This window comes from Streptococcus oralis (genome assembly GCF_021497945.1).
GTDB lineage: Bacteria > Bacillota > Bacilli > Lactobacillales > Streptococcaceae > Streptococcus > Streptococcus oralis_BR.
This window is the reverse complement of the sequence record NZ_CP046524.1, coordinates 372,877-398,809: the sequence shown is the minus strand read 5'-3', so window position 1 is coordinate 398,809 and position 25,933 is coordinate 372,877. Positions and strand designations below refer to the sequence as shown.

Sequence of the window (25,933 nt, the reverse complement as noted above, 5' to 3'; positions counted from 1 at the left end):
TAGAAAGTTGGTTAGTTATGAAACTTCCAAAAGAAGGCGACTTTATTACAATTCAAAGTTATAAGCATGATGGGAGTCTTCACCGTACTTGGCGAGACACCATGGTACTAAAAACAACAGAGAACGCCATTATCGGCGTCAACGACCACACACTTGTTACCGAAAGTGACGGTCGTCGTTGGGTGACTCGAGAACCCGCTATTGTTTACTTTCACAAAAAATATTGGTTTAATATCATTGCCATGATTCGTGACAATGGGATTTCCTACTATTGCAATATGGCCAGCCCCTACTATCTAGATGAGGAAGCCCTGAAATACATTGATTATGATTTGGATGTCAAGGTTTTCACTGATGGTGAAAAGCGTCTCTTGGACGTTGAAGAGTATGAGCGCCATAAACGCAAAATGAAGTATTCTGATGATTTAGACTATATTTTGAAAGAACATGTTAAAATCCTTGTTGATTGGATCAACAATGGACGCGGTCCTTTCTCAGAGGCCTATGTCAACATTTGGTACAAACGCTACATAGAACTAAAGAATCGGTAAAGTTGTCAAGCCGGGGTGAGAGCCCTGGTTTTTTTATTTTAACAACCCAGCTTTACAGCTGGGTTAATTGCTATATATCTAATTTAGTAACAGTAAACTTGATATGAGAATAATCTTTTTCAACATCCTTATCCAACAAGAAAGCCGTGGCGTCCTTCTTAACCTGAACCAAATCAATATTTTGAGCCTGGGCTGCATAGACGCATCCACAATAACATTGACGGTAGATATCATACTCTTCACACATCTCCACTGATCGTTTATAGCCTTGATTTTTCTTGAAATCACTTGGAAGATAGTGGGTGGTATAAATCTTTTGCACATCGATTCCGATGCTATTGATGGTTTGAGAATTCTTATGGGGACTGATGGTCAAGGCTGAGCCAAAGTAGTCAAAGCCTAAATCCATGGCCACTTGCGCTGTTTTATCCAGACGGTAGTCAAAACAAACCTTGCAACGGTCGCCACCTTCTGGCTCTTCTTCCAGTCCTCTGACTAACTTCCGGTATTCATTGGGTTCATAGGGAGCTTCTAGGTATTGGACCGTATTTCCTGTTCGCTCATTGAAATCACTGACAAATTTCTTGGTGACGTAAGCTCGCTTGTGGTATTCTGCCTTGGGATGGATATTGGAATTGGCAAAATAGATGGTCACATCTGCATACTTGGTCAAATATTCGAGGGTATAGGTACTGCAAGGGGCACAGCAAACGTGCATGAGAATAGTTGGACGTTCCTCATTTTTTTCCCAAACCTGAACCATTTTCTGCATAACACGGTCATAATTAATCTTCTGATTGGGATTCATCTTGCTCAGAATTTCTTCTACATCGATCATGTTCTTCTCCTTCTTCTAGTCTTATTTTATCATATAAGTTAGGAGAGCTCAAATCTGTTTAGAATAGAAAACCTTAAAAGGAGGGATGCATGTTCCCTCCTTTTGTGTTTTTTATAAGTTGCTTTTACATCATGCCGCCCATCATGCTTGGATCCATTGCTGGAGCTGGGGCTGCTGGTTCCGGTTTATTGGCTACGACTGCTTCCGTAGTCAAAATCAAGCTGGCTACAGATGCTGCATTTTGAAGGGCTGAACGGCTCACTTTCACTGGGTCAATGATTCCTTCTTCAATCATGTTGACCCATTCGCCAGTTGCTGCGTTGAAGCCTGTACCAACTTCAGCATTCTTCAAGCGGTCAATAACAATAGAACCTTCGAATCCCGCATTGTGGGCGATTTGGCGAACAGGTTCTTCCAAGGCACGGAGAACAATATTGCGCCCTGTCGCTTCATCTCCTGTCAATTCCAAATCAGCTACGGCTGGAATAACATTTACAAGAGCAGTTCCACCACCTGCAACAATTCCTTCTTCAACAGCTGCACGAGTAGCGTTAAGGGCATCTTCAATGCGGAGTTTCATTTCTTTCAACTCAGTTTCAGTTGCAGCACCGACCTTGATCACTGCGACACCACCTGACAATTTTGCCAAGCGTTCTTGCAATTTTTCGCGGTCAAACTCTGAAGTTGTGGTTTCGATTTGAGACTTGATAACCGCAACACGGTGAGAAATCGCTTCAGGATTTCCAGCACCTTCTACGATAACAGTGCTATCTTTGTCCACAGTTACTCTCGCTGCTTGACCAAGAGCTTCAATTGTCGCGTCTTTCAACTCAAGACCAAGATCCTCTGTGATGACTGTTCCGCCTGTCAAGATAGCGATGTCTTCTAACATAGCCTTACGACGGTCACCAAAGCCAGGGGCCTTAACTGCTACTACGTTGAAGGTTCCACGAATCTTGTTCAATACAAGAGTTGGAAGAGCTTCGCCATCTACATCATCCGCAATAATCAAGAGCGGACGGTTGCTTTGGAGAATGCTTTCTAGGAGTGGCAAGATTTCTTGGATATTTGAAATTTTCTTGTCGGTAATCAAAATGTATGGATTTTCAAGGTCCGCCACCATTTTTTCGCTATCTGTCACCATGTACTGTGATAGATAACCGCGGTCAAACTGCATTCCTTCCACGACTTCGAGCTCTGTTTCCATACCACGTGACTCTTCGATAGTAATGACACCGTCTTTACCAACTTTTTCCATAGCTTCAGAAATGTATTCACCGACTTTTTCAGAACGAGAAGATACGGCAGCAACCTGAGCGATGGCTTCTTTATTGGCAACAGGGATGGCATTGTTTTTCAAGGTTTCTACAGCTGCGGCAACCGCTGCTTCAATCCCCCGACGGATACCTATTGGGTTGGCACCTGCTGTGACGTTCTTGATTCCTTCACGGACGATAGCTTGGGTCAAGACAGTTGCAGTTGTCGTTCCGTCACCTGCGATATCGTTGGTCTTTGAAGCCACTTCTGATACCAACTTGGCACCCATATTTTCAAAATGGTCTTCCAACTCGATTTCTTTGGCAATGGTCACCCCGTCGTTGGTGATGAGCGGTGAACCGAATGATTTTTCCAACACAACGTTACGACCTTTTGGTCCTAAGGTTACTTTAACAGTGTCTGCAAGGATATCGACACCACGAACCATAGCTGAACGAGCATCAGATGAAAATTTAATTTCTTTTGACATACTTACTTTCTCCTTCTATTCTTCAATGATTGCCAAGATGTTGGCTTCGCCAACGATGATGTACTTTTCATCGCCATCTTTTACATCAAGACCTGCATGTGCTTCAACTAAGACACGGTCTCCAGGCTTAACGCTTGGAGCTACCAAGTCACCGTTCAAGGTACGAACACCTTGTCCAGTAGCTACAACTTGGGCTGTTTTTGTTTTTTCTTGGGCTGAGCCTGCAAGGACAAAGCCTCCAACAGTTTGTTCTTTTTCTTCGATTTTCAAGACCACACGGTCTCCTAATGGTTTCAACATCTGTTTTCCTCCATGATGAGATACATATTATTAGCACTCTTTGTATATGAGTGCTAATTCATAATTCTATTGTATCACTTGGTCAGAAATAGTCAAGAAAAAAGTCTGACTTTCTCAAGATAAAAAGCCTGAGACCAACTCAGACTTTTTAATGTTTATACTCAATGAAAATCAAAGTGCAAACTAGGAAGCTAGACGCAGGCTGCTAAAAATACAGTTTTTAGGTTGTAGATAGGACTGACGAAGTCAGTTACCTATACCTACGGCAAGGTGAAGCTGACGTTGTTTGAAGAGATTTTCGAAGAGTATTAAAATGGCAATTCCTCCTCTTCCAAAACCAAATCTGCCAAATCCTGTCCGGCATTATTTTCACGCATGGCTCGTTGGGCACGACTTTCCAAAAGTTGGAATCCTGTCACAAGAACTTCAGTCACATAGTTCATCTGGCCATTTTTCTCAAAGCGACGGGTACGAAGTTCTCCATCCACAGAGATAAGACTACCTTTAGTTGCGTAACTTGCCAAGGTTTCAGCCAATTTTCCCCAAAGAACAAGATTGACAAAATCAGCTTCGCGTTCCCCATTCTGGTCTTTGTAACGACGGTTCACAGCGATTGTTGCGCGCGCTACTGACTTGTCATTGTTGGTTTTGTGCAATTCTGGTGTAGACGTCAAACGCCCAATCATGATAACTTTATTATACATTTTTCATCCTCCTACTTATCTATTCGCAGGAAATCAAAAAAAGTTACAGAAATTTGTAACTTTTCGATGAAATTTTTTACTTTTTATGAACCATAAATCCAGTCGCCTGTTGATTGGCCATAATGGTCATATCTGTAATCTGCACACGACGAGGCTGACTGGTCACATAGACCACTGTGTCTGCAATATCCTGAGCTTGCAAGGCTTCGATTCCCTGATAGACCGCCTCAGCTCGCTCTTTGTCTCCATGAAAACGTACGGTTGAGAAATCTGTTTCAACGATCCCCGGTTGAATGGTTGTCACCTTAATGTCCGTTGCAATCGTATCAATCCGTAGCCCATCTGAAAAAGTCTTGACAGCAGCCTTGGTGGCTGAATAAACCGCTGCACCCGCATAGGCGTAGATTCCTGCGGTTGACCCCATGTTGATGATATGCCCTTGATTGGCTTTTACCATTGCTGGCAAGAAAGAACGAGTGACTGCCATCAACCCCTTGACATTGGTATCCAACATGGTCAGCATATCCAGCTCTTCATAGTCTTGATAGGGAGCTAAGCCAAGAGCCAGCCCGGCGTTATTGACCAAGATATCAATCTGACCTATCGTTTCTAGAATATCGGAACAAACAGTCTTTACCATGGTCATATCCGTCACATCCAGCGAAAAGGTCCAAACTGTTTGATTTGGAAAAGTTTCTGCAAACTCTGACTTGAGGGCCACTAGTCTGTCTGTCCGTCGCCCTGTTAGAACGACATTCTCACCCTGATCCAGATAAGCACGCGCAATCGCTTCACCGATTCCTGAAGTCGCTCCTGTAATCACCACATTTTTTGCCATCTTATTTCCTTCTATACTAGCGAGACAGATACTGACAACTTCCTAGGCAGTCCAATGTTTTGCTGGGTCAAATGGAGTTCCAACAACTTGGTCTTCTGATAATTCAATAACCCCACGTTTTTGCGGAGCGTTTGGCAGATGCAATTCACGAGGGCTGCACATCATTCCAAAACTCTTTTCGCCACGAAGTTCGCCTGGGAAAATGAGATTTCCTTTTGGCATCATAGCTCCCGGAAGAGCTACAATGGTTTTCAAACCGACACGCGCATTAGGAGCACCTGCAACGATTTGCACAGTCTTATCACTCGCGACGGCAACTTGGCAGATATTGAGGTGGTCACTATCTGGGTGAGCTACCATCTCGACAATTTCCCCAACAACAAACTTAGGCTCCTTATCATTAACAATTTCTTCTGTAAAATCTTCCGCCTGCAACTCTTGGTTTAAACGTGCTACTTGCTCATCTGATAAAAAAACTTGACCACGCTCTGCAATTTCAAACAAACTTGAAAGGTCGAAAATATTCCAAGCCACTGTTTCCCCATTTTCTTTGAGGAAAACACGGGCTACCTTGCCTTTGCGCTCCACGTCCAGTTTGGCATCGCAGCTATTTTTCACGATGACCATAAGGACATCGCCGACATGTTCTTTATTATATGTAAAAATCATTGTTTCCTTTTTCTCCTATTTCAGTACTGCTAAAAAGTCGTTAATTTCTTCCTTGCTTTTACGGTCACGGTTGACAAAACGGCCGATTTCCTTGTCCTTTTCTAGCACAACAAGGCTAGGAATTCCGTAAACATCCCAGAGTTTGGCCAGATCCAGATACTGGTCTCGGTCCACTCGAATAAAGGTGAACTCTGGATTAGTCTCCTCAATCTCTGGCAAGGATGGATAGATATAACGACAATCGCCACACCAGTCTGCCACAAAAAGAAAAACTTTCTTGCCATCTTTTTCTACTAAAGATGCCAATTCTTCTAAACTTGCTGGTTGTATCATAAGACTTCCTCCTCGTAGACCAGATCTTCATTTTCATAGACAAAGGTATAGTGCCGGCCATCTTCAAAAATGACGCCACCGACAAGTCGCTCTAGGCCACTTTCGTAGACCTGAACATAGAGAGTCGCAATCTCACCCATATCTGAGAAAAGTTCGCGCACGATAGCGGTCAACTCTTCTTGAGTCTTCATGAGTTTGTGGTTATCTGCTGCTTTTTTGGCACCCAAAGCGAGGGCACTTAGACCAGCCACTGTCAAGCCAGTCATCCATAATTTCTTAGCTTTCATACCATTCATTGTAACACAAAAAGGGCTCTAGGACAAATGGGGAAGCAGTATCTAGACAGGGAAAATTCCTTTCCCTCAATGAGGAGAGAGGACAGCTTATCCTTATTGCCAAGCGCCTGAGTTAACAAGAATTTTTTGAAGGGATCAAAAAACCTCTGAGATTGTTCTCAAAGGTTCTGATTTTACTAATTGCTGTTCTCAACTGCTGCAGTAACAAAGGCAGTGTAGAGTTCTTCTGGACGGTTTGGACGGCTGGAAAGTTCAGGGTGATACTGACAAGCCACAAAGAATTTATTTTCAGGGATTTCCACGATTTCTACCAAACGATTATCAGGTGAAACTCCTGAAAAGACAAAACCTGCTGCCTCAAATTGTTCACGGAAGGCATTGTTAAACTCATAACGGTGACGGTGACGGCGTTGTACCACTTCTTGATTGTGATAAGCAGCTGCTGCCTTAGAACCACGTTTCAACTTAGACGGATAGAGTCCCAAGCGAAGGGTTCCACCCATATCTTCAACATCAACCTGGTCACGCATGATATCAATGATAGGGTATTTTGTATCAGAATCAAGCTCTGCAGAATTGGCGCCTTCAAGCCCTAAAACGTGACGAGCAAACTCGATACAAGTCAACTGCATTCCCAAGCAGACTCCCAACATTGGAACGTCATTCTCACGCGCATAACGGATGGCTTGGATTTTCCCTTCCGTGCCACGTTGACCAAAACCACCTGGCACGATGATTCCGTCCGCATCAGACAAGAGTTCTGCTACATTCTCTGCTGTCACATCATTGGCATTGATCCAATTAATCTTCACTTCTGCGTCGTTGGCATAACCAGAGTGTTTTAAGGCTTCGACCACTGAGATGTAGGCATCTTGCAACTCCACATACTTACCAACGAGGGAGATCTTGACTTGTTTTTTCAGGTTCATGACCTTATCCACCATGGCTGACCACTCTGTCATATCCGCTGCTGGCGCGTCTAGCTTCAAATGGTCACAAACAATTTGGTCCATGCCTTGTGCCTGCAAGTTCAATGGAATTTGGTAAAGGTGTTCAACATCCAAAGATTCAATAACAGCTTCTGGAGCTACGTCACAAAACTGAGCTAGTTTATTTTTAATGCCCTGACCAGCTGGTTTCTCGGTACGAATGACCAACATATTTGGCTGGATTCCCAAACCACGCAATTCTTTTACAGAATGTTGAGTTGGCTTGGTCTTCATCTCACCAGCAGCCTTTAGATAAGGAAGTAAGGTTGTGTGGATATACATAACATTATCTGCACCCACATCTGCCTTCATCTGACGAAGCGCCTCTAAGAATGGCAAGGACTCGATATCTCCAACGGTTCCACCAACCTCTGTGATAATGACATCCGAGTCTGTCGTTACAGCAGCACGCTTGATTTTTTCCTTCAAAGCATCTGTGATATGAGGAATGACTTGGACAGTTGCCCCAAGGTATTCTCCATGTCGTTCCTTACGAAGAACTTCACTGTAAATTTTACCAGTTGTCACGTTGGAATATTTGTTGAGATTGATATCGATGAACCGTTCATAGTGACCCAAGTCCAAATCGGTCTCAGCCCCATCATCTGTCACAAAGACTTCCCCGTGCTGGTAAGGACTCATAGTTCCCGGATCGATATTGATATAAGGGTCAAACTTTTGAATGGTTACTTTTAGACCACGATTTTTCAAGAGACGACCCAGACTTGCTGCGACAATCCCTTTCCCAATAGACGATACCACACCACCAGTTACAAAAATATATTTCGTAGACATAGATTCCTCTTTCTAAAATGCTCAAGGTCTTGTTAACTACGAGGGGAGATAGAAAACAAGACCCTTATGGATAACGATATTTCAAGGAAAACTTCCTGAAAAAACAAAAATAGCTCCCTAGTAACTAGGGAGCCCCGACCTCTAAAAGAGGTGCCCGAACAATATGATACCTTAAAGCAGAACATTTGTCAACCCGAATTGGTAAAACCTGAAAAAAGAAGAATGTTTTCAGAAAATCAAAAAGGACAGCATCCAAACGGATGACTCGCTTAAACACTCTACCCAAGCAAGAAAAAAGGAGATCCAGCGATCTCCTTCTTAAGGCATTTTACTCTTCTTCACTTGTTTCAGCGTCATCGTCTGAAAACTCGTCGTCTTCTTCGTTGAGATCCACGTCTTCACCCAAGTCATCAGGGGCGATTTCGTTTATTTCCGCATCGTAAGCTTCCACTTCATTTTTCTCATCATCTGGATTTTCATCATCGTATGAAAGAGCTGGATCTGCTTCATATGCGTCTTCGTCTTCTGGATCATCCGCATTGTAGTCAATGGCATCTGAATCACCATCCATAAAGGCATTGACACGTTTTTTCTTAGCTTTTGGTGCTACTTCATCGTCGTCACTTTCTTCAAGAGCGATGATTTCTTCGTCGATTTCGTCCACACCATACCATGAACGAAGACCCCATTTGTTGTCTCCAAGAGAGATGAAGCTACCGTCAAAGTTCAACTCTGTGTAGAACAAAGGCAAGGCTTCACGAATATCGCTGTTTGATGTTCCAAGGTAGTTTTGAATTTCATTTACAAGATCGCTAAAATGCATCTCATTATCGCGACCACGAAGTTCCAAGATAGCACGCGCTACCTCAATCATAGATAGTTCACTTTTTTCTTGCCCAGCAAATACTTCTAATTCCAAAGCGTTTCTCCTCATTTTTACTACTATCGCCAGAGCAAACAGACTCTGACCTCATTTTATCATGTACTCTTTATTGTACGATAATTTTGCGGAATAGTCAAAGGTTAAATGGGAGGGAGGAGAAAAGCTTTATATTTAATCTTCTATCTAAACGTACAATTGTTATAATATCTTATTTCCCAAAAATCATTATTCAAAATTATAGCTTAGCTACGCTTCAAGTCAGTTAGCCTAATAGCTTGAATCTATCCCATTTCCCTCATTTCTCTAAACACTGACTAATTTTATGTTTTTGAATTATATAATCAAAATTTTCTAACAAATTATCTAAAACTGTTCCTGCATAGGAATTTCTAAAAGCAGGACATACATCTGATAGTTCCTCTAAATAATTTTTGGACTTCTCCTTTATTTTATCAACTTTATCGTGTGCATAGAACATATAAAGATATGACTGATAAATTTTTCTACTATCAGCTGCTAAAGTTTGGCAATATCTATTTAACTGTTCATATCCATCTCTAAACCTAACAAAACTATAACCTTTTTTCTCAGGTACTATTCCGTCAAAATAACATGGTTTAACAATAAATTTAACCTCAATTATACTTATACTATTATTTTTATCCGCTATAGCTAAATCTACAGACTGTTCGTCAGCTTTTTTAGATGTATTTTCTTCAAAAGTAACACGACCTTTCATATTTTTATCTAAGAAATCCCACAAATCATTTCTGAAATCTTGTTCAAAAAGAGAGCTATCAATTTTATCTCCACTAAAAAAAGTAGCCTTCCTATCTATCTTTCTAAGTACCTGGTATCTTTTTAAGACTTCTGGCAATTCATTTAAATCTGATTTTGTGGAGTTTTCTTTTGCAATTCTCTTTTTTTCACCAAAAAATTCTGAAAATTCACTATCAATTTTCCCATCATTATATAAATCAACACCATTGTCAGTTTGACAATATACATACTTTTTTTTATAATTCTGCGCGGCTTTGTTTTTAAACTCAGAACTATCACACCCACTTTCCTCATATTCACAAGTGACTCTTCCCTCTTTTAGTATAAAAATATTCATCGAATCTACGCGAAAATGACTTGAAATGGTATTTTGTATCTCACTTTTATACTTAGATACATCTGAAATTTTATCCATTACCAATAAAAATGATTTTGTATAAAATTGAGAGCTAAAAAACAATCCACTAAGAATAGTATACTCTGCCTCATGCGAAGAAAATGTATCTGTCGAAGACAAAAAATCTTTCATTAAATCAGTCATAATTCTCCTAGCCCTCACTTACTGTTTTTTGAATTATAAAATTCATCCAATGACTCAGAACGTTATACTTATCGATTTGTCCATTGTCAATTTGTTCATAGAACTCTGTCAATAATTGAGATAACTTACTTTTAGAAACTATTATTTTCTCATTTCTACTTTCTGCTTCAGTAGCACTAGGTTCTTTAAAAATTAACGAAAAGATTAAATCATCATTATAAGATGTCAATAAGTTTACAAAAGAAATCGTTTCTTCTTTTTTATCACTTAATGCGCCTTCTTTCGGAAATTGATTGATTTTTTCCATCAAATCCTTTGTTGCAGAAATGTTATTCCCCTTTATCTCAATCTCGTTATTTGCTTCCAATCTATCTAATACTTCAAAGAAGTATAATATTCGAACCCCTAGATGTTTGTCAAAAACAATGTCCACCGCTTCTTCTGAATTGTCTTGTAAAAAACTTCTTGTTACATAATATAGATATACGTAACGTTGCAAAGTAAATTTATTTATATAGGTATCTAAATTACCGATTGCATACATAAATAACATAACTGTCTCTTGAAAAGATTCCATCTTATCACTCCATAATACTGTATCTAGAAATTTTAGTTAGATCAATTATATTTATCGATTCATTATAATAAATTGTCAACTCGTTGATTAGAGGACTTTCACGTTCATTCGCTGAAATAAATAATGTGTTTCCTTGATTAATAAAATTAATAAAGGTAAAAACAGCATTATTTTCATGATATTTGTCTAATGAACTATCTGGGGTTTCACATAAAAACAAAGCCTGATCATGGAAAATACTCAAAATTGAGAACCTAAAAGATAAATCTACAAAGATCCTTTGAGATTCAGATAATGAATAATAATCATCTCTTATCACATCATCCAAATAAACCTCTATCATTTTCCCCCCTATATTATCTGCAGTTTTTGTTGGAAGTTGCAAATATATAGACCTCTTTTCACCAAAAAATTTTTTCCCATATAACTGAAACTGTTCAGAAAACGTTTTGAAATTTTCAGCCAATCTATTGTCAATTTTAAACTTTAGTTTTCTTTCGTTTTCAAGAGCCTGTACTTGTTCTCGTTTAGCTATTTGTTTGTCTTTTTGTAAAATAGCAATTCTCTCTTCATCTTTATCAGAAATTTCGTAGTTTGTTTTCTCCAATTTAGCTAATTTTTTTTGAATATTAATTTTTTCTATTAACAGTTCAGAATCATCTTTCTCAAGTCTAGCTATTTCAGCAGTGACTTCATCTATTTTTGTTTTATTAGATTTAATTTCCTGATTTATCCGTTTTCTTTTAATGTCTAATTCTATAACATCTTCCTCATTATTGTTATCTAATTTTTCATGACATAAAATACAGCTATCGGAAGATAAATTAAATTTATGATTTTTACCACAAAATGGGCATTCATCATTCGCCATTATATTATAGTATTTGTGGTAATAACTCTCATAATTTGGAGAGTACAACATCCTATAGAAATTGTTAGAAACCAATTTTTGTTCTTCTAACAATTTTTCGTAATCTTTTCTATAACTAAGTAATTGGTCTCGTTTCTGCTGTAACTCTTTATAATTTTGAGTATTTTTCTTCTCTACTTCCTTGATTTGCTCTTCTAACTCTACTATGTTCTCCTGAACATCATCTAATTTTTGTAGAGATTCTTTTTCTTGTTTTAAAAATTTTCTCGCGTAATTTATTGCCTCACTCGCCTGTTTATACTTACTCTCTTTATATTGAGTTTCGGAACGTGCATTTAGATAGCTTTCATAAACTTCTGAACTTAGTATATATTTACTAACTAATAATTCTTGCATTCCTTCTTTCCAAAAAGAATACTCTCTATCTTCACTAAAAAAAATTGTATCAGTAAACATTTCCACCAAAGTATTAAATCCCCCAGGTACTCCGGTTACTTCTGCTAATCTTTTATTATACTGACCAATTAAATATGTGGTGATTTCTTGTAAATCAGGATTTTCTTTATCAACATATTTTTTTTCATAAGTTAAATAGGTAATGGATTTATAGTTCTCTCCTGAAAACAATTCATTATCCACAGAAAATTCTTTAAGTGTTGTGTTAAAAAGACTTCTTACTACTTTAAAATTTTTATTCGCAACTTCAAATTCGATAATTAACTCTGCTTCCTTAGACTGATTTTTCATTCGATCTTTAAAAAAAGATTCTGATAAAATCGGTCGTGTCCCCTTTTTTCTACCCTGATAATTTTTAAACTTTATTCCATAAGTATATGGGCCAATAACACCATACAAAATCATCTGTAACAATGTACTTTTTCCTGTCCCATTTGTACCTTTAATAATATTCAGTGTTCTAGAAAAATTAATCTCGAACGGCATAGAATATAAATCATAATTTTTTATAATCATTTTTTTAATAATAGGTAAAGCAAATGTTTCCATGTATATTCTCCTATTTTTCTAATACTATTACACCTTCAAGTAACTTGCCAATTTTTTCTTTTTGCTGAGGACTTGAATTTAAGTAACGTGCTTCTCTTATTTCAATAACTTCAAACCCTATATTTTCAGCAATTTCAGAGCAAATCTCTAAAGTATTAATCAACACTCCAAAATAAGCAGAATTTGAAACATTAAAATAGACCCGCCGCCCTTTTTTTAACTTTTGATACATTCCATTAAAAATGGTCTCCATATCTTCAAAATAAGCAATAATCATACTTTGAATTTCCGTATTCCACGCTACTGAATCTTTGCTAAGAAACTCCATTTCAGATATAGTAGACTTAAGAATCTCACTTTGTACCCCCTTTAGATTTCGTATTTTTAACTGGACATGTGAGCGTATGGTCTGCTCTCGTAATTTTTTAATATCATTATAATTTGTTAAAAAATCTAGCGCTTTTAATTCTAGCATATATGAATCTGTATAATCCCTTGAATTCAGATACGGAGGAGAAGTAATAATTAAATCCACAGAATTATCATCCACATTCTCAAAAATTAGTTTCCGTGTGTCACCTAAATATAATAAATCATGATTAGAAAAGTTGTTGGTCTCCAGCCTCTCAAGATCCTCAATGATAACATTATTAATAAAATTAAAAAAACTTGTTATTACTTGTTCCTGTGAGTATAAATTTTCTTTCCAATCTTTTTTGTAAGATAAACACTTGCCGTTTCGATACAAATTACTGTATTCTAGTAATATATTGGCCAAACAAATAATGTAAACTTCTTTATATAATGTTGTCGATAGACTATTAATAGCTCTCTTAAGTTTTTCAATTGCAATAAAGACTTCACGATCTATATTCCACTTCTTTTTTTCCTTTCCCTCAATTAAAGTAGAAAATCCACTATATAAATCAATCTCGTTATCATTTAAAGAAGCTATGTGTTTCTTCATTTTTAAAATATGAGACTTAATTGTACGTCTTTTATATTGAGAAACTTTTAGTTTAGCTTTAGACAAGGTAAACATAAAAGGGTTTACCTCAAACGATATACAGCTTATTCCCTTTAGAGATAATTCCAAAGCAGTTGTGCCACTACCTGAAAATGGTTCTAAACAGAATTCTACCTTTTGGGTCTGTTCGTTTACTATAGCCTCAATAAACTCCTTTGAGTATCCCTCAACAAAAGGATACCATCTATGTATACAAATATCTTTATTTTTATTGAATTGCATAATTCTTCCGTATTCTTTAACATAGTTCACATATCTATACATTATAGCTCTCACTTTATTCAATTCGTATTTCTTTATTAACAATTAGAGTTGTTTTAATTATACCACAAAAAAACACGGCATTCCACCGTGTTTCTATGTTCATTTCACCAACTTCTTCATCTCATCAATACGAGCGACGGTTGCGTCGTATTTGGCTTGGTAGTCAGCTTGTTTGTCGCGTTCTTTTTGGACGACTTCTGGTTTGGCGTTGGCTACGAAGCGTTCGTTAGAGAGTTTTTTACCAACCATGTCCAGTTCTTTTTGCCATTTAGCAAGTTCCTTGTCGAGGCGAGCCAGTTCTTCTTCGACGTTGAGGAGGTCTGCGAGTGGCAAGTAGATTTCTGCTCCTGTGATGACGCTTGACATTGCGAGTTCAGGTGCAGGGATGGTTGAGGCAATTTCCAAGTGTTCTGGATTTGTGAAGCGTTTGATGTAATTGACATTGCTGTTAAAGAAGGCTTCCAAGTCGCTATCGCTTGTCTTAACAAGGATAGTGATTGGCTTGCTTGGCGCTACGTTTACTTCCGCACGCGCATTCCGAACAGCACGGATCAAGTCTTTGAGGCTTTCTACACCAGTGTGAGCCGCAAGGTCTTCAAAGGCTGGGTTGACAGTTGGGTATTCCGCTGTAACGATAGATCCTTCTGAGATTTGGCCAAAGATTTCCTCTGTCACGAATGGCATGATTGGGTGAAGGAGACGAAGGATCTTGTCTAAAGTGTAAAGGAGAACAGAACGTGTGATGACTTTCTCTTCTTCATTGTCGCTATAAAGGACTTCTTTGGTCAACTCAACATACCAGTCCGCAAACTCATCCCAGATGAAGTTGTAGAGGATGTGTCCAGCCACACCAAACTCAAACTTATCAAAGTTTTCAGTGACTTTTCCGATCGTTTCATTGAGGTTGTGGAGAATCCAGCGATCTGTGACATTTCCAGCTTCCTTGTTGACAACTTTTTCGACATTGGCTGTTGCTTGTTCAAGGGTCAAGCCTTCATTGTTCATGAGAATATAACGAGAGATGTTCCAGATCTTGTTAATGAAGTTCCATGACGCATCCATTTTCTCGTAAGAGAAGCGCACATCTTGCCCTGGTGCAGAACCGTTTGAAAGGAACCAACGAAGGCTATCTGTTCCGTACTTATCAATAACATCCATTGGATCAATCCCGTTACCAAGAGATTTCGACATCTTGCGTCCTTGCTCATCACGAATGAGACCATGAATCAAGGCATTTTTGAATGGCGACTTGCCAGTAAATTCCAAACCTTGGAAAATCATCCGAGACACCCAGAACGGAATAATATCATAACCAGTCACCAAAGTTGATGTTGGGAAGTAGCGTTTGAAGTCTTCTGAGTCGACATCAGGCCAGCCCATGGTAGAGAATGGCCAAAGGGCAGAGCTGAACCAAGTATCTAAAACGTCTTCGTCCTGAGTCCAACCGTCACCTTCTGGAGCTTCTTCGCCGACATATATTTCACCCTCAGCATTGTACCAAGCAGGGATTTGGTGACCCCACCAGAGCTGACGGGAGATTACCCAGTCGTGGACATTTTCCATCCATTGGAGGAAGGTATCGTTGAAACGAGGTGGGTAGAATTCGACCTTGTCCTCTGTGTCTTGGTTGGCAATGGCATTCTTGGCTAATTGGTCCATCTTGACGAACCATTGTGTAGACAAGCGTGGTTCAACCACAACACCTGTACGCTCTGAGTGACCAACACTGTGGACTCGTTTTTCGATTTTGACGAGGGCACCGATTTCTTCCAACTTAGCAACGACGGCCTTACGAGCTTCAAAACGGTCCATACCTGCAAATTCAAAGGCCAAGTCGTTCATGGTTCCGTCGTCGTTCATGACGTTGACTTGTGGTAAGTTATGGCGTTGACCAACCAAGAAGTCGTTTGGATCATGGGCAGGCGTGATTTTCACGACACCAGTACCAAACTCAGGATCTGCGTGCTCGTCTCCAACGATTGGAATCAATTTATTAGCGATTGGAAGGATGACGTTTTTACCAATCAAGTCCTTGTAGCGTGGGTCTTCTGGATTGACTGCAACCGCAACATCCCCAAACATAGTCTCAGGACGAGTTGTCGCAACTTCAAGGGCGCGTGAGCCGTCTTCTAGCATGTAATTCATGTGGTAGAAGGCACCTTCCACATCCTTGTGAATCACCTCGATATCAGAAAGAGCTGTGCGAGCTGCTGGGTCCCAGTTGATGATAAACTCACCACGGTAGATCCAGCCTTTCTTGTAAAGTTCGACAAAGACCTTGCGGACAGCTTTTGACAAACCTTCATCAAGAGTGAAACGCTCACGAGAGTAGTCTACAGAGAGCCCCATCTTGCCCCATTGTTCCTTGATAGTAGTGGCATATTCGTCTTTCCATTCCCAGACTTTATCTAGGAATTTTTCACGACCGAGGTCATAGCGGGAAATGCCTTCACCACGCAAGCGCTCCTCAACCTTAGCCTGAGTCGCAATCCCCGCGTGGTCCATCCCTGGCAGCCAAAGCGTATCAAATCCTTGCATACGTTTTTGACGGATGATAATATCCTGCAAAGTCGTATCCCAAGCGTGACCAAGGTGGAGTTTCCCAGTTACATTTGGTGGTGGAATCACGATCGAATAAGGTTTAGCCTTTTGATCTCCTGAAGGCTTGAAAACATCCGCGTCAAGCCATTTTTGGTAACGACCAGCCTCAACCTCGGCTGGATTGTATTTAGGTGAAAGTTCTTTAGACATGTGTTTGTCCTTTCTATAAATATAATCTAATTAAAATATCTATTTGAAGCCTCTATATAATATCTCCGTATTAAATATACAATTAATTTACTTAGCCCATAAGCAACAGCTATAGAAATTAACAACATAGTAGATGAAACCAAAACTCCTGATGCAAAATTTGAAGACGATTCGCTATCAAATAAAGAGATAAGAAAAATTTTCAATTCATTTATTTGTTCTATTTTTTCATTTTTTATTAATTGTTTCGTTGATATAGAGGATATTATGTTAAATATAAACAATGTATTAAAACTCATCATTTGTAGCCAGTAAAGATGTTTCTTCATAAAAGGGGTAGGAGACTTTGAATAACCTTTTGGTATTATGCTATTCACTTCCCCTATAAAAGTTGGCAATAGCATGGGTAAAAACCATGTTAAAATGCCAATTAAATCACTTTCAATCTGATCTAAAAGAATCAAAAAAATCGACAACAAACCAATCAAAGCCCAATTCGATAAGACTTTTTCTTTATCTTCTCCCCCTCTATCAATCCCTTCACAAACAATTGTCCAAAAATAAACAGTAAAAGACATAAGCATTAAGTAAACTAAGGCTCTACTATCATTAAGAGAGCTGATTCGGAAAAACATAGATATGTATAGGCATAACGACATAATTGATACACCATATGCTGTAATATTCGAATTCCAAAATACTCTTCCTGATTGTTTGTGAATTCCATTTTGTTTTTTATAAAACCAAACTGATAAATATCCTCTAAAGGCAGGCAACAGTATGAATAATACAGACATAGATAAAATAATAAAAATCCACTCTATGGTAACATAAGTTATTGGTAACTCATTTAAAAAATTATCAACCTTATCCTTATTGTTTCGTATAATATATTTTAAAAAATAATATAAAAGAACAAAAAAAGTATCAAATAGATTGAAGACTACAAGTGCACTCCTACTTCTTTGAAGATAAGTTTTAAAGCCTGTAAATCTTTGTTCAAATATCAAAACATAGGTTATAAGCAAGAATAACTGGCAAAAAATAGAAATAATTAGTAAATTCTTGAAATATAGAGCTAATATAGTAGCTATAATGATTGATAATATGAACAAAGCCCAATAAACTATTTTAGGTTTTAAATTAATTGGCAATTTATTTAACCTAGCGCCATACCCTAATATTAAGATTCCTATCAAGCCTTCTATTATCCAAATCGGGGATGTAGGTAAATAATTATTTGGAACTAAAGATATTAAAAAAACAATAGGTAGTAAAAATAATAAAGAAATTAATAATAAGATTGGAACTAAAGCTATGACGTATGAAAGTATTTTGTTCATTATATTCATTATTTCCTCTCCCACTCACTCTTCAACAATCCATATATCAGACTGTCACAGCGATTTCCTTGAACATCCTTTCTGTCCCGGATGCGAGCTTCTAAGGTAAAGCCAAGTTTCTCTGCGACTCGTTGACTTTGGACATTGTATCCAAAACAAGACAATTCTATCTTGTGAAGACCCAAATTTATAAAACCTAGGTCAATCAAAGCACACGCTGCTTCTGGAACATAACCTAGACCCCAATAGTCTGGATGCAAGGTGTAGCCGAGTTCCAACACATCATCTTCGTGGCGATGATTAAAATCAACAGAGCCGATGACTTTATCGGTTCCTTTGACGACAATTCCGTAGCCAACTGGGAGATTTTCCTTTTGATTGCGCTCGGGAAGGATATGCTCCAGATAATAAATCTCATCCTCCAAGGTCTTGACGGGCGGAAAGCCTGCTGGGTAGGAAACTTCTGGCCTACTGGCATAGTCAAAGATATCCACTGCATCCGCCACTGTACGGACTCGTAACACTAGCCGTTCGGTTTCTAATCGTTCTGGTAATTGTGCTTGCTCCATCTTCAGCCCTCACTTTCCATAAAAAAATGCCCCTGCCATATCCATGACAGGGACGAATGTGTTTATCCGCGGTACCACCCAATTTCGGGCAGATGCCCGCAACTCTCGTCTTTATAATAAAAAGACAATATTATTTCATTTTTTATCCATCAGAAACCAGCTTTGACACATTTGTGGACTTCTCAGCACCGCCACTTTCTGTAAAATGTGGGATTCAAAACACCTCTGATGGCTTTATTGTAGCAAGTTTTTGACGGAAATGCAAGGGACAAGAAAAATTACTTGAAGCTGATTCCGTGTTCTTTTAATTTCTTGATCGTAGCTGGGCCGATTCCCTTCAAGGCAAGGAGTTCTTTTTCTGTCCAGTTTTTGAAGTCAGCAGCTGACTTGATGCCTTCATCATAGAAAGTCTTAGCGCGATCTACTGAGAGGCCACCCAAAGTAGCTGCAAAATCTTCTACTGAATTCGCCACTTTTTGAGCTTGTTCCTTGGTCGCTTCTACTGCTTGTTCCACTTTTTTAGAGACAACTTTTCCTGCTTGGCTGGCAGATTGTTCTGCATGTTTCACGACTTTTTTGGTCTCTTCTACAACCTTGGTCACTGTAGTTGAAAATGCACCTGAACGACGAAGGCTATTTCGCAATTGTTTTTTACGTTGGAGTTTCTTTGACATGATAAAATCCTTTCAATAAAAAATCCCTGCTCTGACAAGGATTTAATAAAGATATTCTATCAAGATTTTGGCAAAAAATCAAGAAAGTATCTGAATTTTAATAGTTTCGCTCACCAAACAAGCCCTCTGGCAAATCATGAAATCCCTTGCCTGCTTTGAAATTTTCAAACTTACCAAGCAAGAACTGGTAGGCATCCAAGCGGCTTTCGTAGCGAATCATGGCATCTTTGGCACGCTCGTCTTGGTCTTCTTCGTAGACCTTTTGACTTTCCTTGTGCGCCATATCGTTGATCATAATCTGGGTATTAACCCATGCTTCAAATTCCTTCATAAATTCCTGTTCGTAACTCATTGATTCTCCTTATTCTAATCCACGGAAATAGTCCGTATCAATCTCTCGGTAGGGCTGAATATCTTGAACATACTCCAACACTCCTTGAAATTCTCCGTTCTCATCATGGACTGCGGCATAGGTAATGTGGACAAACTTGCCTCGCGACTCAGACTTGAACCACATCTCATACTTGTCCTTGACCCCTTCACGAAGACCTTTCATAACAGCCTTCACCTTGTCTAGATACTTGGGCGGATGACAGAGTTCAACATTGCGCCCAACTTGGGACGGCGTCCGTTTGAAAATCATCTCATCAGCTGGTGTATTGTCATTGTAATACTGGAAAATATCGTCTTTATTGACAAAGGTGATCTCCATGGGAAGGTGATTGAGGATGAGGTTGGCCTGCTCGACCGAGAGATAGCCATTCCCAAAAGCCTGTTGACTATGGCGGTCCAGCACCGCTTCCTTTTCCTTAGGGGTAAAGGTAATGGTAAACTGGCCTTCTGGTGTATCGATAACTTGCTGAACTTGGCCTTCAGCCGTGTCTAGCTGCACGGGCTCCTCTGCACTCTTTTCCTCAACAAAACTTTGGCGCTCTGGCACCCATTTCTCAGACGGACGGATGATGGCATAGCCATAGGCGTCGCTCTCCTCCGCAATCTGAAGCCAGTCATCCTGGGTGAAAGACTCGAGGAGAATCATGAGGAGGATGGACTCTTCCTTGAAAATCATACTTTCAAACTCTGTCGCAAAAGCTTCGAAAGCTTCCTTTACAGTGGAAATCGCTACTTCTGGTAGTGACTTGGCTGTCGCTAGAGCTGTCTGAAAGAGTTCTCTGATCTGGTCATCCACTCCCCACATAACTTTTGGAGGGGAATCGTGTCCATAGCGCTCCATGATGGGGAAAAAGAGCTCTTCCTTGCGCTGGTAGTGGATGTCAAATTGCCCCAAAAGTCCCATTTGACGGACCAAACCCTTGCGCATCTCTGCCAGCATTTCCTCATCTTCCATAGACTCATAGGTATCTAACAATCTCCGAATGCGAATCAAGGCAGCACGGAGGGCCAGATTTTCATCCTTGAAGACGCGAACGGGGTGGCCAGGGTGTTCGGTATCTGCAACTTCGACACCCTTAACAGCATTTTTAAAAAGATTAGCATGGACATCACAGAGCTCCATGACATCTTCAAAGGTGACTCCTGAATCTGAGTTCATCAGCTCGTGCTCCATGAGAGAAATCTCGATAGCTGAGACACCCGTAAAGGTCGCATCAAAACGCTCCTGAACCGACTCAGGAGAGGCGCCATTGTGCAATTCTAATAAAATATCCCGTAGGATATGAATCCGTTCATCTGCCATTAGTCTAATCCAATCACTTCGTAGCCATTCGCTTCCAGTTTGCGGACAATCTTATCCATAGGAGTTCCTTCAAGCTTAGAACCCTGTTTGAGCGATACTTTGCGACCAACTGTATTGCGCATCAAGGGATTAGCAAGTGGTTTAAAACCGAGCTCCACTAAAATATCCAAAACTTCTGGATGCTTGTCTACCACTTCCGCAACGGGTATTGACACATCGATGATATTATCCATGACGACCTCCATGTATGTTCTAATACTCTTCAAAAATCTCTTCAAACCACGTCAGCGTCGCCTTACCGTGGGTATGGTTACTGACTTCGTCAGTTCTTTCCACAACCTCAAAACACTGTTTTGAGCAACCTGTGGCTAGCTTCCTAGTTTGCTCTTTGATTTTCATTGAGTATAAAACGATTTTTCTGCTTATATTATACCATATAGGAAGAGATTAAAAAACTAGCAGTGGAATTCCTGCTAGTTTCTTTCATTTCAAGTTATTCCTTATCATCTGGTTTTGCGAGCCACTGAGCTACATCCATCAGCTTGTCAGCAATCAGTACTTTCCCGAAACCTACTAGAGCATTGTCATCTTTTTTCATGTTCTTCAGGACTTTGATGCTTTGCATCACAAAAAAGTAATTCCCGAAGGTCTTGGCTAGAATTTTAATGAACCCCATATTACCTTCCCTCGTCTAGCTGCAGTTTCTAGCTGATTGCTATACCAGACTAGCTAGTTATTGATAAGAAATCATTTCATCTCACTCTTTCCAATTTCTATACTATCATACAAGCTGAGTTTTATAAAGCGTTTTAACAATTTTTTACTCTAGAGAGATTCTCCAGTATTTTTTATTGCCATTTCTCCACCAAAAAAGAGGGCTCCCCCTCTTTCTTAATTCTTATCCAGATTGCGTAGCATCTCGTCAATCTTGTTTCCATATTCGATGGATTCGTCTTTGACGAAGGTCAAATCTGGAATTTTATACAATTTCAAATTGCGACCAAGTTCACGTTTGATGGTACCAGTTGCTTTTTCAAGCCCAATTTGAGCTTTTTGGTTATCCGAAGCAAGGTTACTCAAAATGGTGTAGTAAACCTTAGCAACAGACAAGTCACCTAGCATCTGAACATCTGTAATAGTCACACCTTGGACACGCGGATCACGGACTTTCTTTTGCAAAATCTCATTGACTTCACGCTTGATTTCCATGCCCACACGATCCGTACGGAAATGATTTGCCATGATATTCCTTTCTCTACTTTGAACCAAAAGCTAGGCCAGCAGACCTAGCTATTTTTAAACTTTTTGATTTTCAATTCAAATTGAAACGAAGTTCAATTTGAACTCATCTGCTTCTTTCGCCGTGGTGAAAGTGATTGGACTGATAATTCAGTTCAATCACAGGGGATTTTTGAGACTCTAGGCTCAAAAATAAGCAATGAAACCATAGGTTTGCTTGCGTCCCTCACCACCTAAGAAAGGAGCAAAAAACTTATCTCTTGATTTCTTCCATGACATAAGCCTCAATCACATCATCCATCTTGAGATCATTGTAGCCCTCAATCATCAATCCACCTTCACGACCGTTAGTAACTTCTTTCACGTCGTCTTTGTAGTGTTTCAAGCTTGCAAGTTCACCGTCATAGATAACGACACCGTCACGGATGACACGGACTTTAGAATCACGGGTAACCTTACCACTCATAACCATAAATCCACCGATGGTTCCCACTTTAGATACCTTGAAGGTTTCACGGATAAGAGCTTCACCGATAACTTTTTCTTCAAATTCTGGATCAAGCATCCCTTTCATGGCTTCTTCCATCTCTTCGATAACCTTGTAGATAATGCTGTGGAGACGGATTTCTACATCATCTTCTTCTGCTTGTTGACGAGCTTGTGGTGTAGGGCGTACGTTGAAACCAACGATAAAGGCATTTGAAGCTTCCGCAAGGGTCACGTCAGATTCATTGATGGCACCGACCGCTGAGTGAACGATGGTAACTTTGACACCTTCTACGTCAATCTTTTGAAGTGAGGCAGAAAGGGCTTCAACAGAACCTTGTACGTCGGCCTTGATGATAACGTTAACAGACTTAAGCTCACCAGCTTTGAGTGTATCAAAGAGGTTTTCAAGGCTGACACGTTGGGTAGCTTGGCGTTGTTTCATGAGGGCACGTTTCGCACGCTCTTCACCTGCTGCACGCGCAGATTTTTCATCTTCGTAAACGGCAAAGTGGTCACCAGCCATTGGCGCTTCGTTTAGACCTGTGATAGAAACCGGCGTTGATGGGCCTGCGACCTTGACACGACGACCAAGGTCATTGGTCATAGCACGGACACGACCGAAGGTATTTCCGACAACGATTGGGTCTTGGACATTCAAGGTACCTTGTTGCACAAGAAGGGTTGCGACCGCACCTTTTCCTTTATCCAAACGAGCTTCGATAACCGTACCGATAGCACGCACTGTTGGATCTGCCTTGAGTTCTTGGATTTCAGCCACAAGAAGGACTGTTTCCAAGAGTTCATCGATATTTTGGTTGAATTTAGCTGAAATTTCAACAAATTCAGAATCTCCACCCCAAGCTGTTGACATAACCCCATGCTCAGCCAATTCACCGATAACACGTTCTGGATTGGCACCTGGTTTATCAATCTTGTTGATAGCTACGATGATTGGAACGTTCGCCGCTTTTGAGTGGTTGATGGCTTCGATAGTCTGAGGCATAACCCCGTCGTCGGCCGCTACAACCAAGATGGTAATATCGGTAACAGATGCACCACGCGCACGCATAGAGGTAAAGGCCGCGTGTCCTGGTGTATCAAGGAAGGTAATCTTCTTGCCATTTTCCACGATTTGGTAGGCACCGATATGCTGAGTGATACCACCTGCTTCACCTGTCGCAACACGAGAGTTACGAAGGGTATCCAAGAGAGTTGTTTTACCATGGTCAACGTGTCCCATGATGGTTACAACTGGTGGACGCTCAACCAATTCATCTTCATTGAGATAACCATCTTCGACAAAGAAACGTTCGATGTCGGCATTATCCACTTCAACCTTTTGTTTTGCTTCGATACCGTAATCCACCATGAGGAGTTCGATGGTTTCCCCATCTAAGGATTGGTTTTGTGTGGCCATCACACCCATCATAAAGAGTTTCTTAACGATTTCAGCTGGTTCACGTTTGATACGTTTTGCGATTTCCGCAACAGTCATACCATCTGTATACTCAAATTCTGTTGGCAATTCGTGGAACTTACGCTCTGTAACAGGTTTTGGAGTTTGGTTACGGTTGTTTTGCTTGTTCCCTTTTTTATTTTTCTTGTTGTTATTCCAGTTACTATTTCTTTGATTTCTCACTTGATTTTGACTACTTCGATTCTTTTGTTGTTTTCTAGGACCATCTTCTTCGTGATCGTAATCGTCACGTTCTTTGTCTGGTCGAGCTTGTTTTTTACGACGTGTATCCACTGGCGCTTCTTTTGCTACAGGAGCTACTGTTACGGCTGGCTGCGTTTGTTCAGCTAGCTTAGCAGCTTCTTCAAAGATTTCCTCTGGTTCCTTGCGTTTATTAGCTTGAGCCAAGGCTTCTTTGGCAGCTTGCGATTGTTTGAAGCGCTCCTCACTTGAGCGTGCGTACTCTGCATTTTGCTCTGCTTTTAGGGCTGCTGCACGGGCTTTAAAGTCAACACGTGGTCCAGCTTGCTTGGGCTGGAAGTCTTGTTGCTGACGGCGATCATTGCCACGATTCCCTTGACCTTGTGGTTTTTTCCCTTGGTCGTTAAATCGGCGATTGTCGCGGTTTCCTTGACTAGGTTTGCCACCATTACGGCCGTCGTTTTTCTGACGGTTACCGTTTTGTTGTTGGTCACGGTTGTTGCCCTTGTTTTGTTTGCGTCGCTCTGCCTGCTCTTTGGCACGCGCCTCACGCTCCGCCTTGAAGTTTCGACTCTGTGGTCTTGCAGCCACCACTTTTTCTTCCTTAGGCGCTACAGGTGTAGCTGGTTTGCTTTCTTCCTTAGCGACAGCTGATTTAGCTGGTGCAGGCTTTTCTGCTTTCTTTTCTACACTTGCTTTTGGTGCCTCTTGTTTGACTTCTGCCTTAGGAGCAGGTGCAGGTTTGAAGCTAGCTGCGATTTGCTCAGCAGCAGCAACTTCCACGCTCGATGAGTGGCTTTTCACATCCAAGCCCAACTCTTTTGCACGCGCTACAACTTCCTTACTTTCTTTCCCAAGTTCTTTTGCGATTTCGTACAATCTTTTCTTAGACAAATCATGTCCTCCTCTTCTATTCCATAAGAGACCTCATTTTCTTTGTAAATCCAGCATCTGTCACAGCCAGGACTTTTCTTGATTTTCCGACTGCTATGCTTAATTCCAGTGTTGAAAACACGGTTATAACTTCTACTTGATAATAGTCACTTTTATCTTGAATCTTCTTGGTTAGATTGGGGCCAGCATCATGAGCTAGAAAGACTAGCTTGGCTTTCTGGTCTTGGATAGCCTTGACCACCAATTCCTCACCCGATATGATCCGGCCTGCTCGCTGAGCAAGTCCCAAGAGATTGCTTATCTTTTGCTTATTCAAGTCCTAACTCTCTTCTTTTTACTTTGTGATCAACATAAGCGATCAACTCGTCATAAAAGCTTTCTTCCACTTCCATGTTAAAGCTACGGTTAAAGACTTTCTTCTTTTTTGCCTCTAGGGCTTCTGCATTGTCTAGCTTGATATAAGCGCCACGGCCATTGGCCTTGCCTGTCGGATCGATAAAGACCTGACCGTCTTTGTTCTTGACAATACGGAGCAAATCACGCTTATCAATCACTTCGTTAGATACAACAGACTTGCGCAAAGGGATTTTTCTTGTTTTCATCTTTCCCTCCT

General features: G+C 40.2%; 27 protein-coding genes. 1 reads left to right on the top strand and 26 read right to left on the bottom strand.

Annotation, left to right across the window (positions count from 1 at the left end; translation table 11 throughout):
- The first annotated feature begins 17 nt into the window (after positions 1-17).
- Complete coding sequence (locus GOM47_RS02035) at positions 18-551, top strand: DUF402 domain-containing protein (RefSeq protein WP_000775318.1); 534 nt, start codon at positions 18-20, stop codon at positions 549-551.
- A gap of 70 nt (positions 552-621) precedes the next feature.
- On the opposite strand, the gene GOM47_RS02030 is transcribed toward GOM47_RS02035, so the two are convergent.
- From GOM47_RS02030 to rnpM, 26 genes are all read right to left on the bottom strand, one after another.
- A complete protein-coding gene (locus tag GOM47_RS02030) occupies positions 622-1,389 on the bottom strand; it encodes an epoxyqueuosine reductase QueH (protein ID WP_007522745.1) in 768 nt (255 codons plus the stop codon).
- Between the two features lie 124 nt (positions 1,390-1,513).
- Complete coding sequence (gene groL / locus GOM47_RS02025; RefSeq protein ID WP_235080911.1) at positions 1,514-3,136, bottom strand: chaperonin GroEL; 1,623 nt, start codon at positions 3,134-3,136, stop codon at positions 1,514-1,516.
- Positions 3,137-3,151: 15 nt separating this feature from the next.
- A complete protein-coding gene (gene groES / locus GOM47_RS02020) occupies positions 3,152-3,436 on the bottom strand; it encodes a co-chaperone GroES (protein WP_000917328.1) in 285 nt (94 codons plus the stop codon).
- A gap of 308 nt (positions 3,437-3,744) precedes the next feature.
- A complete protein-coding gene (locus GOM47_RS02015) occupies positions 3,745-4,140 on the bottom strand; it encodes a single-stranded DNA-binding protein (RefSeq protein ID WP_000282461.1) in 396 nt (131 codons plus the stop codon).
- Between the two features lie 76 nt (positions 4,141-4,216).
- Positions 4,217-4,978, bottom strand: coding sequence for an SDR family NAD(P)-dependent oxidoreductase (locus GOM47_RS02010; RefSeq protein WP_235080910.1), 762 nt, complete (start codon positions 4,976-4,978; stop codon positions 4,217-4,219).
- A gap of 42 nt (positions 4,979-5,020) precedes the next feature.
- The gene (gene ytpR / locus GOM47_RS02005; RefSeq protein WP_235080909.1) at positions 5,021-5,647 is read right to left on the bottom strand and encodes a YtpR family tRNA-binding protein; all 627 of its coding nucleotides are present in this window, start codon (positions 5,645-5,647) and stop codon (positions 5,021-5,023) included.
- A gap of 15 nt (positions 5,648-5,662) precedes the next feature.
- Positions 5,663-5,980, bottom strand: coding sequence for a thioredoxin family protein (locus GOM47_RS02000; RefSeq protein WP_235080908.1), 318 nt, complete (start codon positions 5,978-5,980; stop codon positions 5,663-5,665).
- Positions 5,977-6,276, bottom strand: a complete 300-nt coding sequence (locus tag GOM47_RS01995; RefSeq protein ID WP_084940480.1) for a DUF4651 domain-containing protein — start codon at positions 6,274-6,276, stop codon at positions 5,977-5,979. Before GOM47_RS01995 ends, GOM47_RS02000 begins: the two co-directional genes overlap by 4 nt.
- Positions 6,277-6,452: 176 nt before the next feature.
- Complete coding sequence (locus tag GOM47_RS01990) at positions 6,453-8,060, bottom strand: CTP synthase (protein ID WP_235080907.1); 1,608 nt, start codon at positions 8,058-8,060, stop codon at positions 6,453-6,455.
- 328 nt (positions 8,061-8,388) lie between these two features.
- Positions 8,389-8,979, bottom strand: coding sequence for a DNA-directed RNA polymerase subunit delta (rpoE, locus tag GOM47_RS01985; RefSeq protein ID WP_235080906.1), 591 nt, complete (start codon positions 8,977-8,979; stop codon positions 8,389-8,391).
- 259 nt (positions 8,980-9,238) lie between these two features.
- Positions 9,239-10,264: a hypothetical protein gene (locus GOM47_RS01980; protein WP_235080905.1), complete on the bottom strand. Its 1,026-nt coding sequence runs from the start codon at positions 10,262-10,264 to the stop codon at positions 9,239-9,241.
- A gap of 7 nt (positions 10,265-10,271) precedes the next feature.
- A complete protein-coding gene (locus GOM47_RS01975; RefSeq protein WP_235080904.1) occupies positions 10,272-10,841 on the bottom strand; it encodes a hypothetical protein in 570 nt (189 codons plus the stop codon).
- 4 nt (positions 10,842-10,845) lie between these two features.
- Positions 10,846-12,717, bottom strand: a complete 1,872-nt coding sequence (locus GOM47_RS01970; protein ID WP_235080903.1) for an AAA family ATPase — start codon at positions 12,715-12,717, stop codon at positions 10,846-10,848.
- Positions 12,718-12,727: 10 nt separating this feature from the next.
- Positions 12,728-13,966 (bottom strand): hypothetical protein, encoded by a 1,239-nt coding sequence (locus GOM47_RS01965; protein WP_235080902.1) that lies wholly within the window; start codon positions 13,964-13,966, stop codon positions 12,728-12,730.
- A gap of 141 nt (positions 13,967-14,107) precedes the next feature.
- Positions 14,108-16,759 carry a valine--tRNA ligase gene (locus tag GOM47_RS01960; protein ID WP_235080901.1) on the bottom strand — a complete coding sequence of 884 codons (2,652 nt, stop codon included), beginning with the start codon at positions 16,757-16,759 and terminating at the stop codon, positions 14,108-14,110.
- A gap of 26 nt (positions 16,760-16,785) precedes the next feature.
- Positions 16,786-18,111: an ABC transporter permease gene (locus tag GOM47_RS01955; protein ID WP_235080900.1), complete on the bottom strand. Its 1,326-nt coding sequence runs from the start codon at positions 18,109-18,111 to the stop codon at positions 16,786-16,788.
- Entirely contained in the window at positions 18,111-18,671 is a 561-nt protein-coding gene (locus tag GOM47_RS01950; protein ID WP_235080899.1) for a GNAT family N-acetyltransferase, read from the bottom strand. Before GOM47_RS01950 ends, GOM47_RS01955 begins: the two co-directional genes overlap by 1 nt.
- A 278-nt stretch (positions 18,672-18,949) precedes the next feature.
- Positions 18,950-19,345 carry a helix-hairpin-helix domain-containing protein gene (locus tag GOM47_RS01945; protein WP_000038709.1) on the bottom strand — a complete coding sequence of 132 codons (396 nt, stop codon included), beginning with the start codon at positions 19,343-19,345 and terminating at the stop codon, positions 18,950-18,952.
- A gap of 97 nt (positions 19,346-19,442) precedes the next feature.
- Complete coding sequence (locus tag GOM47_RS01940) at positions 19,443-19,697, bottom strand: DUF1912 family protein (RefSeq protein WP_000119707.1); 255 nt, start codon at positions 19,695-19,697, stop codon at positions 19,443-19,445.
- Between the two features lie 9 nt (positions 19,698-19,706).
- Positions 19,707-21,041 (bottom strand): DUF438 domain-containing protein, encoded by a 1,335-nt coding sequence (locus tag GOM47_RS01935; protein ID WP_235080898.1) that lies wholly within the window; start codon positions 21,039-21,041, stop codon positions 19,707-19,709.
- A complete protein-coding gene (locus GOM47_RS01930) occupies positions 21,041-21,274 on the bottom strand; it encodes a DUF1858 domain-containing protein (RefSeq protein WP_235080897.1) in 234 nt (77 codons plus the stop codon). The genes GOM47_RS01935 and GOM47_RS01930 overlap by 1 nt, the downstream gene beginning before the upstream one ends.
- Before the next feature lie 260 nt (positions 21,275-21,534).
- On the bottom strand, positions 21,535-21,717 hold the full coding sequence (locus GOM47_RS01925; RefSeq protein WP_235080896.1) for a hypothetical protein: 183 nt from the start codon (positions 21,715-21,717) through the stop codon (positions 21,535-21,537).
- Between the two features lie 215 nt (positions 21,718-21,932).
- Positions 21,933-22,283: a 30S ribosome-binding factor RbfA gene (rbfA, locus tag GOM47_RS01920; protein ID WP_001273601.1), complete on the bottom strand. Its 351-nt coding sequence runs from the start codon at positions 22,281-22,283 to the stop codon at positions 21,933-21,935.
- Positions 22,284-22,533: 250 nt separating this feature from the next.
- Positions 22,534-25,320: a translation initiation factor IF-2 gene (gene infB, locus GOM47_RS01915; RefSeq protein ID WP_235080895.1), complete on the bottom strand. Its 2,787-nt coding sequence runs from the start codon at positions 25,318-25,320 to the stop codon at positions 22,534-22,536.
- A 16-nt stretch (positions 25,321-25,336) separates the two neighbouring features.
- Complete coding sequence (locus tag GOM47_RS01910; protein WP_001041396.1) at positions 25,337-25,636, bottom strand: YlxQ-related RNA-binding protein; 300 nt, start codon at positions 25,634-25,636, stop codon at positions 25,337-25,339.
- Positions 25,629-25,922: an RNase P modulator RnpM gene (gene rnpM / locus GOM47_RS01905; RefSeq protein WP_000857553.1), complete on the bottom strand. Its 294-nt coding sequence runs from the start codon at positions 25,920-25,922 to the stop codon at positions 25,629-25,631. The genes GOM47_RS01910 and rnpM overlap by 8 nt, the downstream gene beginning before the upstream one ends.
- Between the last annotated feature and the right edge of the window lie 11 nt (positions 25,923-25,933).

Bases quoted from the DNA above. Each gene is read 5' to 3' on its own strand.
- GOM47_RS01990 (WP_235080907.1), bottom strand. From the start codon at position 8,060: ATGTCTACGAAATATATTTTTGTAACTGGTGGTGTGGTATCGTCTATT.
- GOM47_RS01935 (WP_235080898.1), bottom strand. From the start codon at position 21,041: ATGGCAGATGAACGGATTCATATCCTACGGGATATTTTATTAGAATTG.
- groES (WP_000917328.1), bottom strand. From the start codon at position 3,436: ATGTTGAAACCATTAGGAGACCGTGTGGTCTTGAAAATCGAAGAAAAA.
- GOM47_RS01960 (WP_235080901.1), bottom strand. From the start codon at position 16,759: ATGTCTAAAGAACTTTCACCTAAATACAATCCAGCCGAGGTTGAGGCT.
- GOM47_RS02000 (WP_235080908.1), bottom strand. From the start codon at position 5,980: ATGATACAACCAGCAAGTTTAGAAGAATTGGCATCTTTAGTAGAAAAA.
- GOM47_RS01965 (WP_235080902.1), bottom strand. From the start codon at position 13,966: ATGCAATTCAATAAAAATAAAGATATTTGTATACATAGATGGTATCCT.
- GOM47_RS02010 (WP_235080910.1), bottom strand. From the start codon at position 4,978: ATGGCAAAAAATGTGGTGATTACAGGAGCGACTTCAGGAATCGGTGAA.
- GOM47_RS01950 (WP_235080899.1), bottom strand. From the start codon at position 18,671: ATGGAGCAAGCACAATTACCAGAACGATTAGAAACCGAACGGCTAGTG.
- GOM47_RS01975 (WP_235080904.1), bottom strand. From the start codon at position 10,841: ATGGAATCTTTTCAAGAGACAGTTATGTTATTTATGTATGCAATCGGT.
- ytpR (WP_235080909.1), bottom strand. From the start codon at position 5,647: ATGATTTTTACATATAATAAAGAACATGTCGGCGATGTCCTTATGGTC.
- GOM47_RS01945 (WP_000038709.1), bottom strand. From the start codon at position 19,345: ATGTCAAAGAAACTCCAACGTAAAAAACAATTGCGAAATAGCCTTCGT.
- GOM47_RS02030 (WP_007522745.1), bottom strand. From the start codon at position 1,389: ATGATCGATGTAGAAGAAATTCTGAGCAAGATGAATCCCAATCAGAAG.
- GOM47_RS02015 (WP_000282461.1), bottom strand. From the start codon at position 4,140: ATGTATAATAAAGTTATCATGATTGGGCGTTTGACGTCTACACCAGAA.
- GOM47_RS02035 (WP_000775318.1), top strand. From the start codon at position 18: ATGAAACTTCCAAAAGAAGGCGACTTTATTACAATTCAAAGTTATAAG.
- GOM47_RS01970 (WP_235080903.1), bottom strand. From the start codon at position 12,717: ATGGAAACATTTGCTTTACCTATTATTAAAAAAATGATTATAAAAAAT.
- rbfA (WP_001273601.1), bottom strand. From the start codon at position 22,283: ATGGCAAATCATTTCCGTACGGATCGTGTGGGCATGGAAATCAAGCGT.
- groL (WP_235080911.1), bottom strand. From the start codon at position 3,136: ATGTCAAAAGAAATTAAATTTTCATCTGATGCTCGTTCAGCTATGGTT.
- rnpM (WP_000857553.1), bottom strand. From the start codon at position 25,922: ATGAAAACAAGAAAAATCCCTTTGCGCAAGTCTGTTGTATCTAACGAA.
- GOM47_RS01995 (WP_084940480.1), bottom strand. From the start codon at position 6,276: ATGAATGGTATGAAAGCTAAGAAATTATGGATGACTGGCTTGACAGTG.
- GOM47_RS01955 (WP_235080900.1), bottom strand. From the start codon at position 18,111: ATGAATATAATGAACAAAATACTTTCATACGTCATAGCTTTAGTTCCA.
- GOM47_RS01930 (WP_235080897.1), bottom strand. From the start codon at position 21,274: ATGGATAATATCATCGATGTGTCAATACCCGTTGCGGAAGTGGTAGAC.
- GOM47_RS01940 (WP_000119707.1), bottom strand. From the start codon at position 19,697: ATGAGTTACGAACAGGAATTTATGAAGGAATTTGAAGCATGGGTTAAT.
- GOM47_RS01925 (WP_235080896.1), bottom strand. From the start codon at position 21,717: ATGGGGTTCATTAAAATTCTAGCCAAGACCTTCGGGAATTACTTTTTT.
- GOM47_RS01980 (WP_235080905.1), bottom strand. From the start codon at position 10,264: ATGACTGATTTAATGAAAGATTTTTTGTCTTCGACAGATACATTTTCT.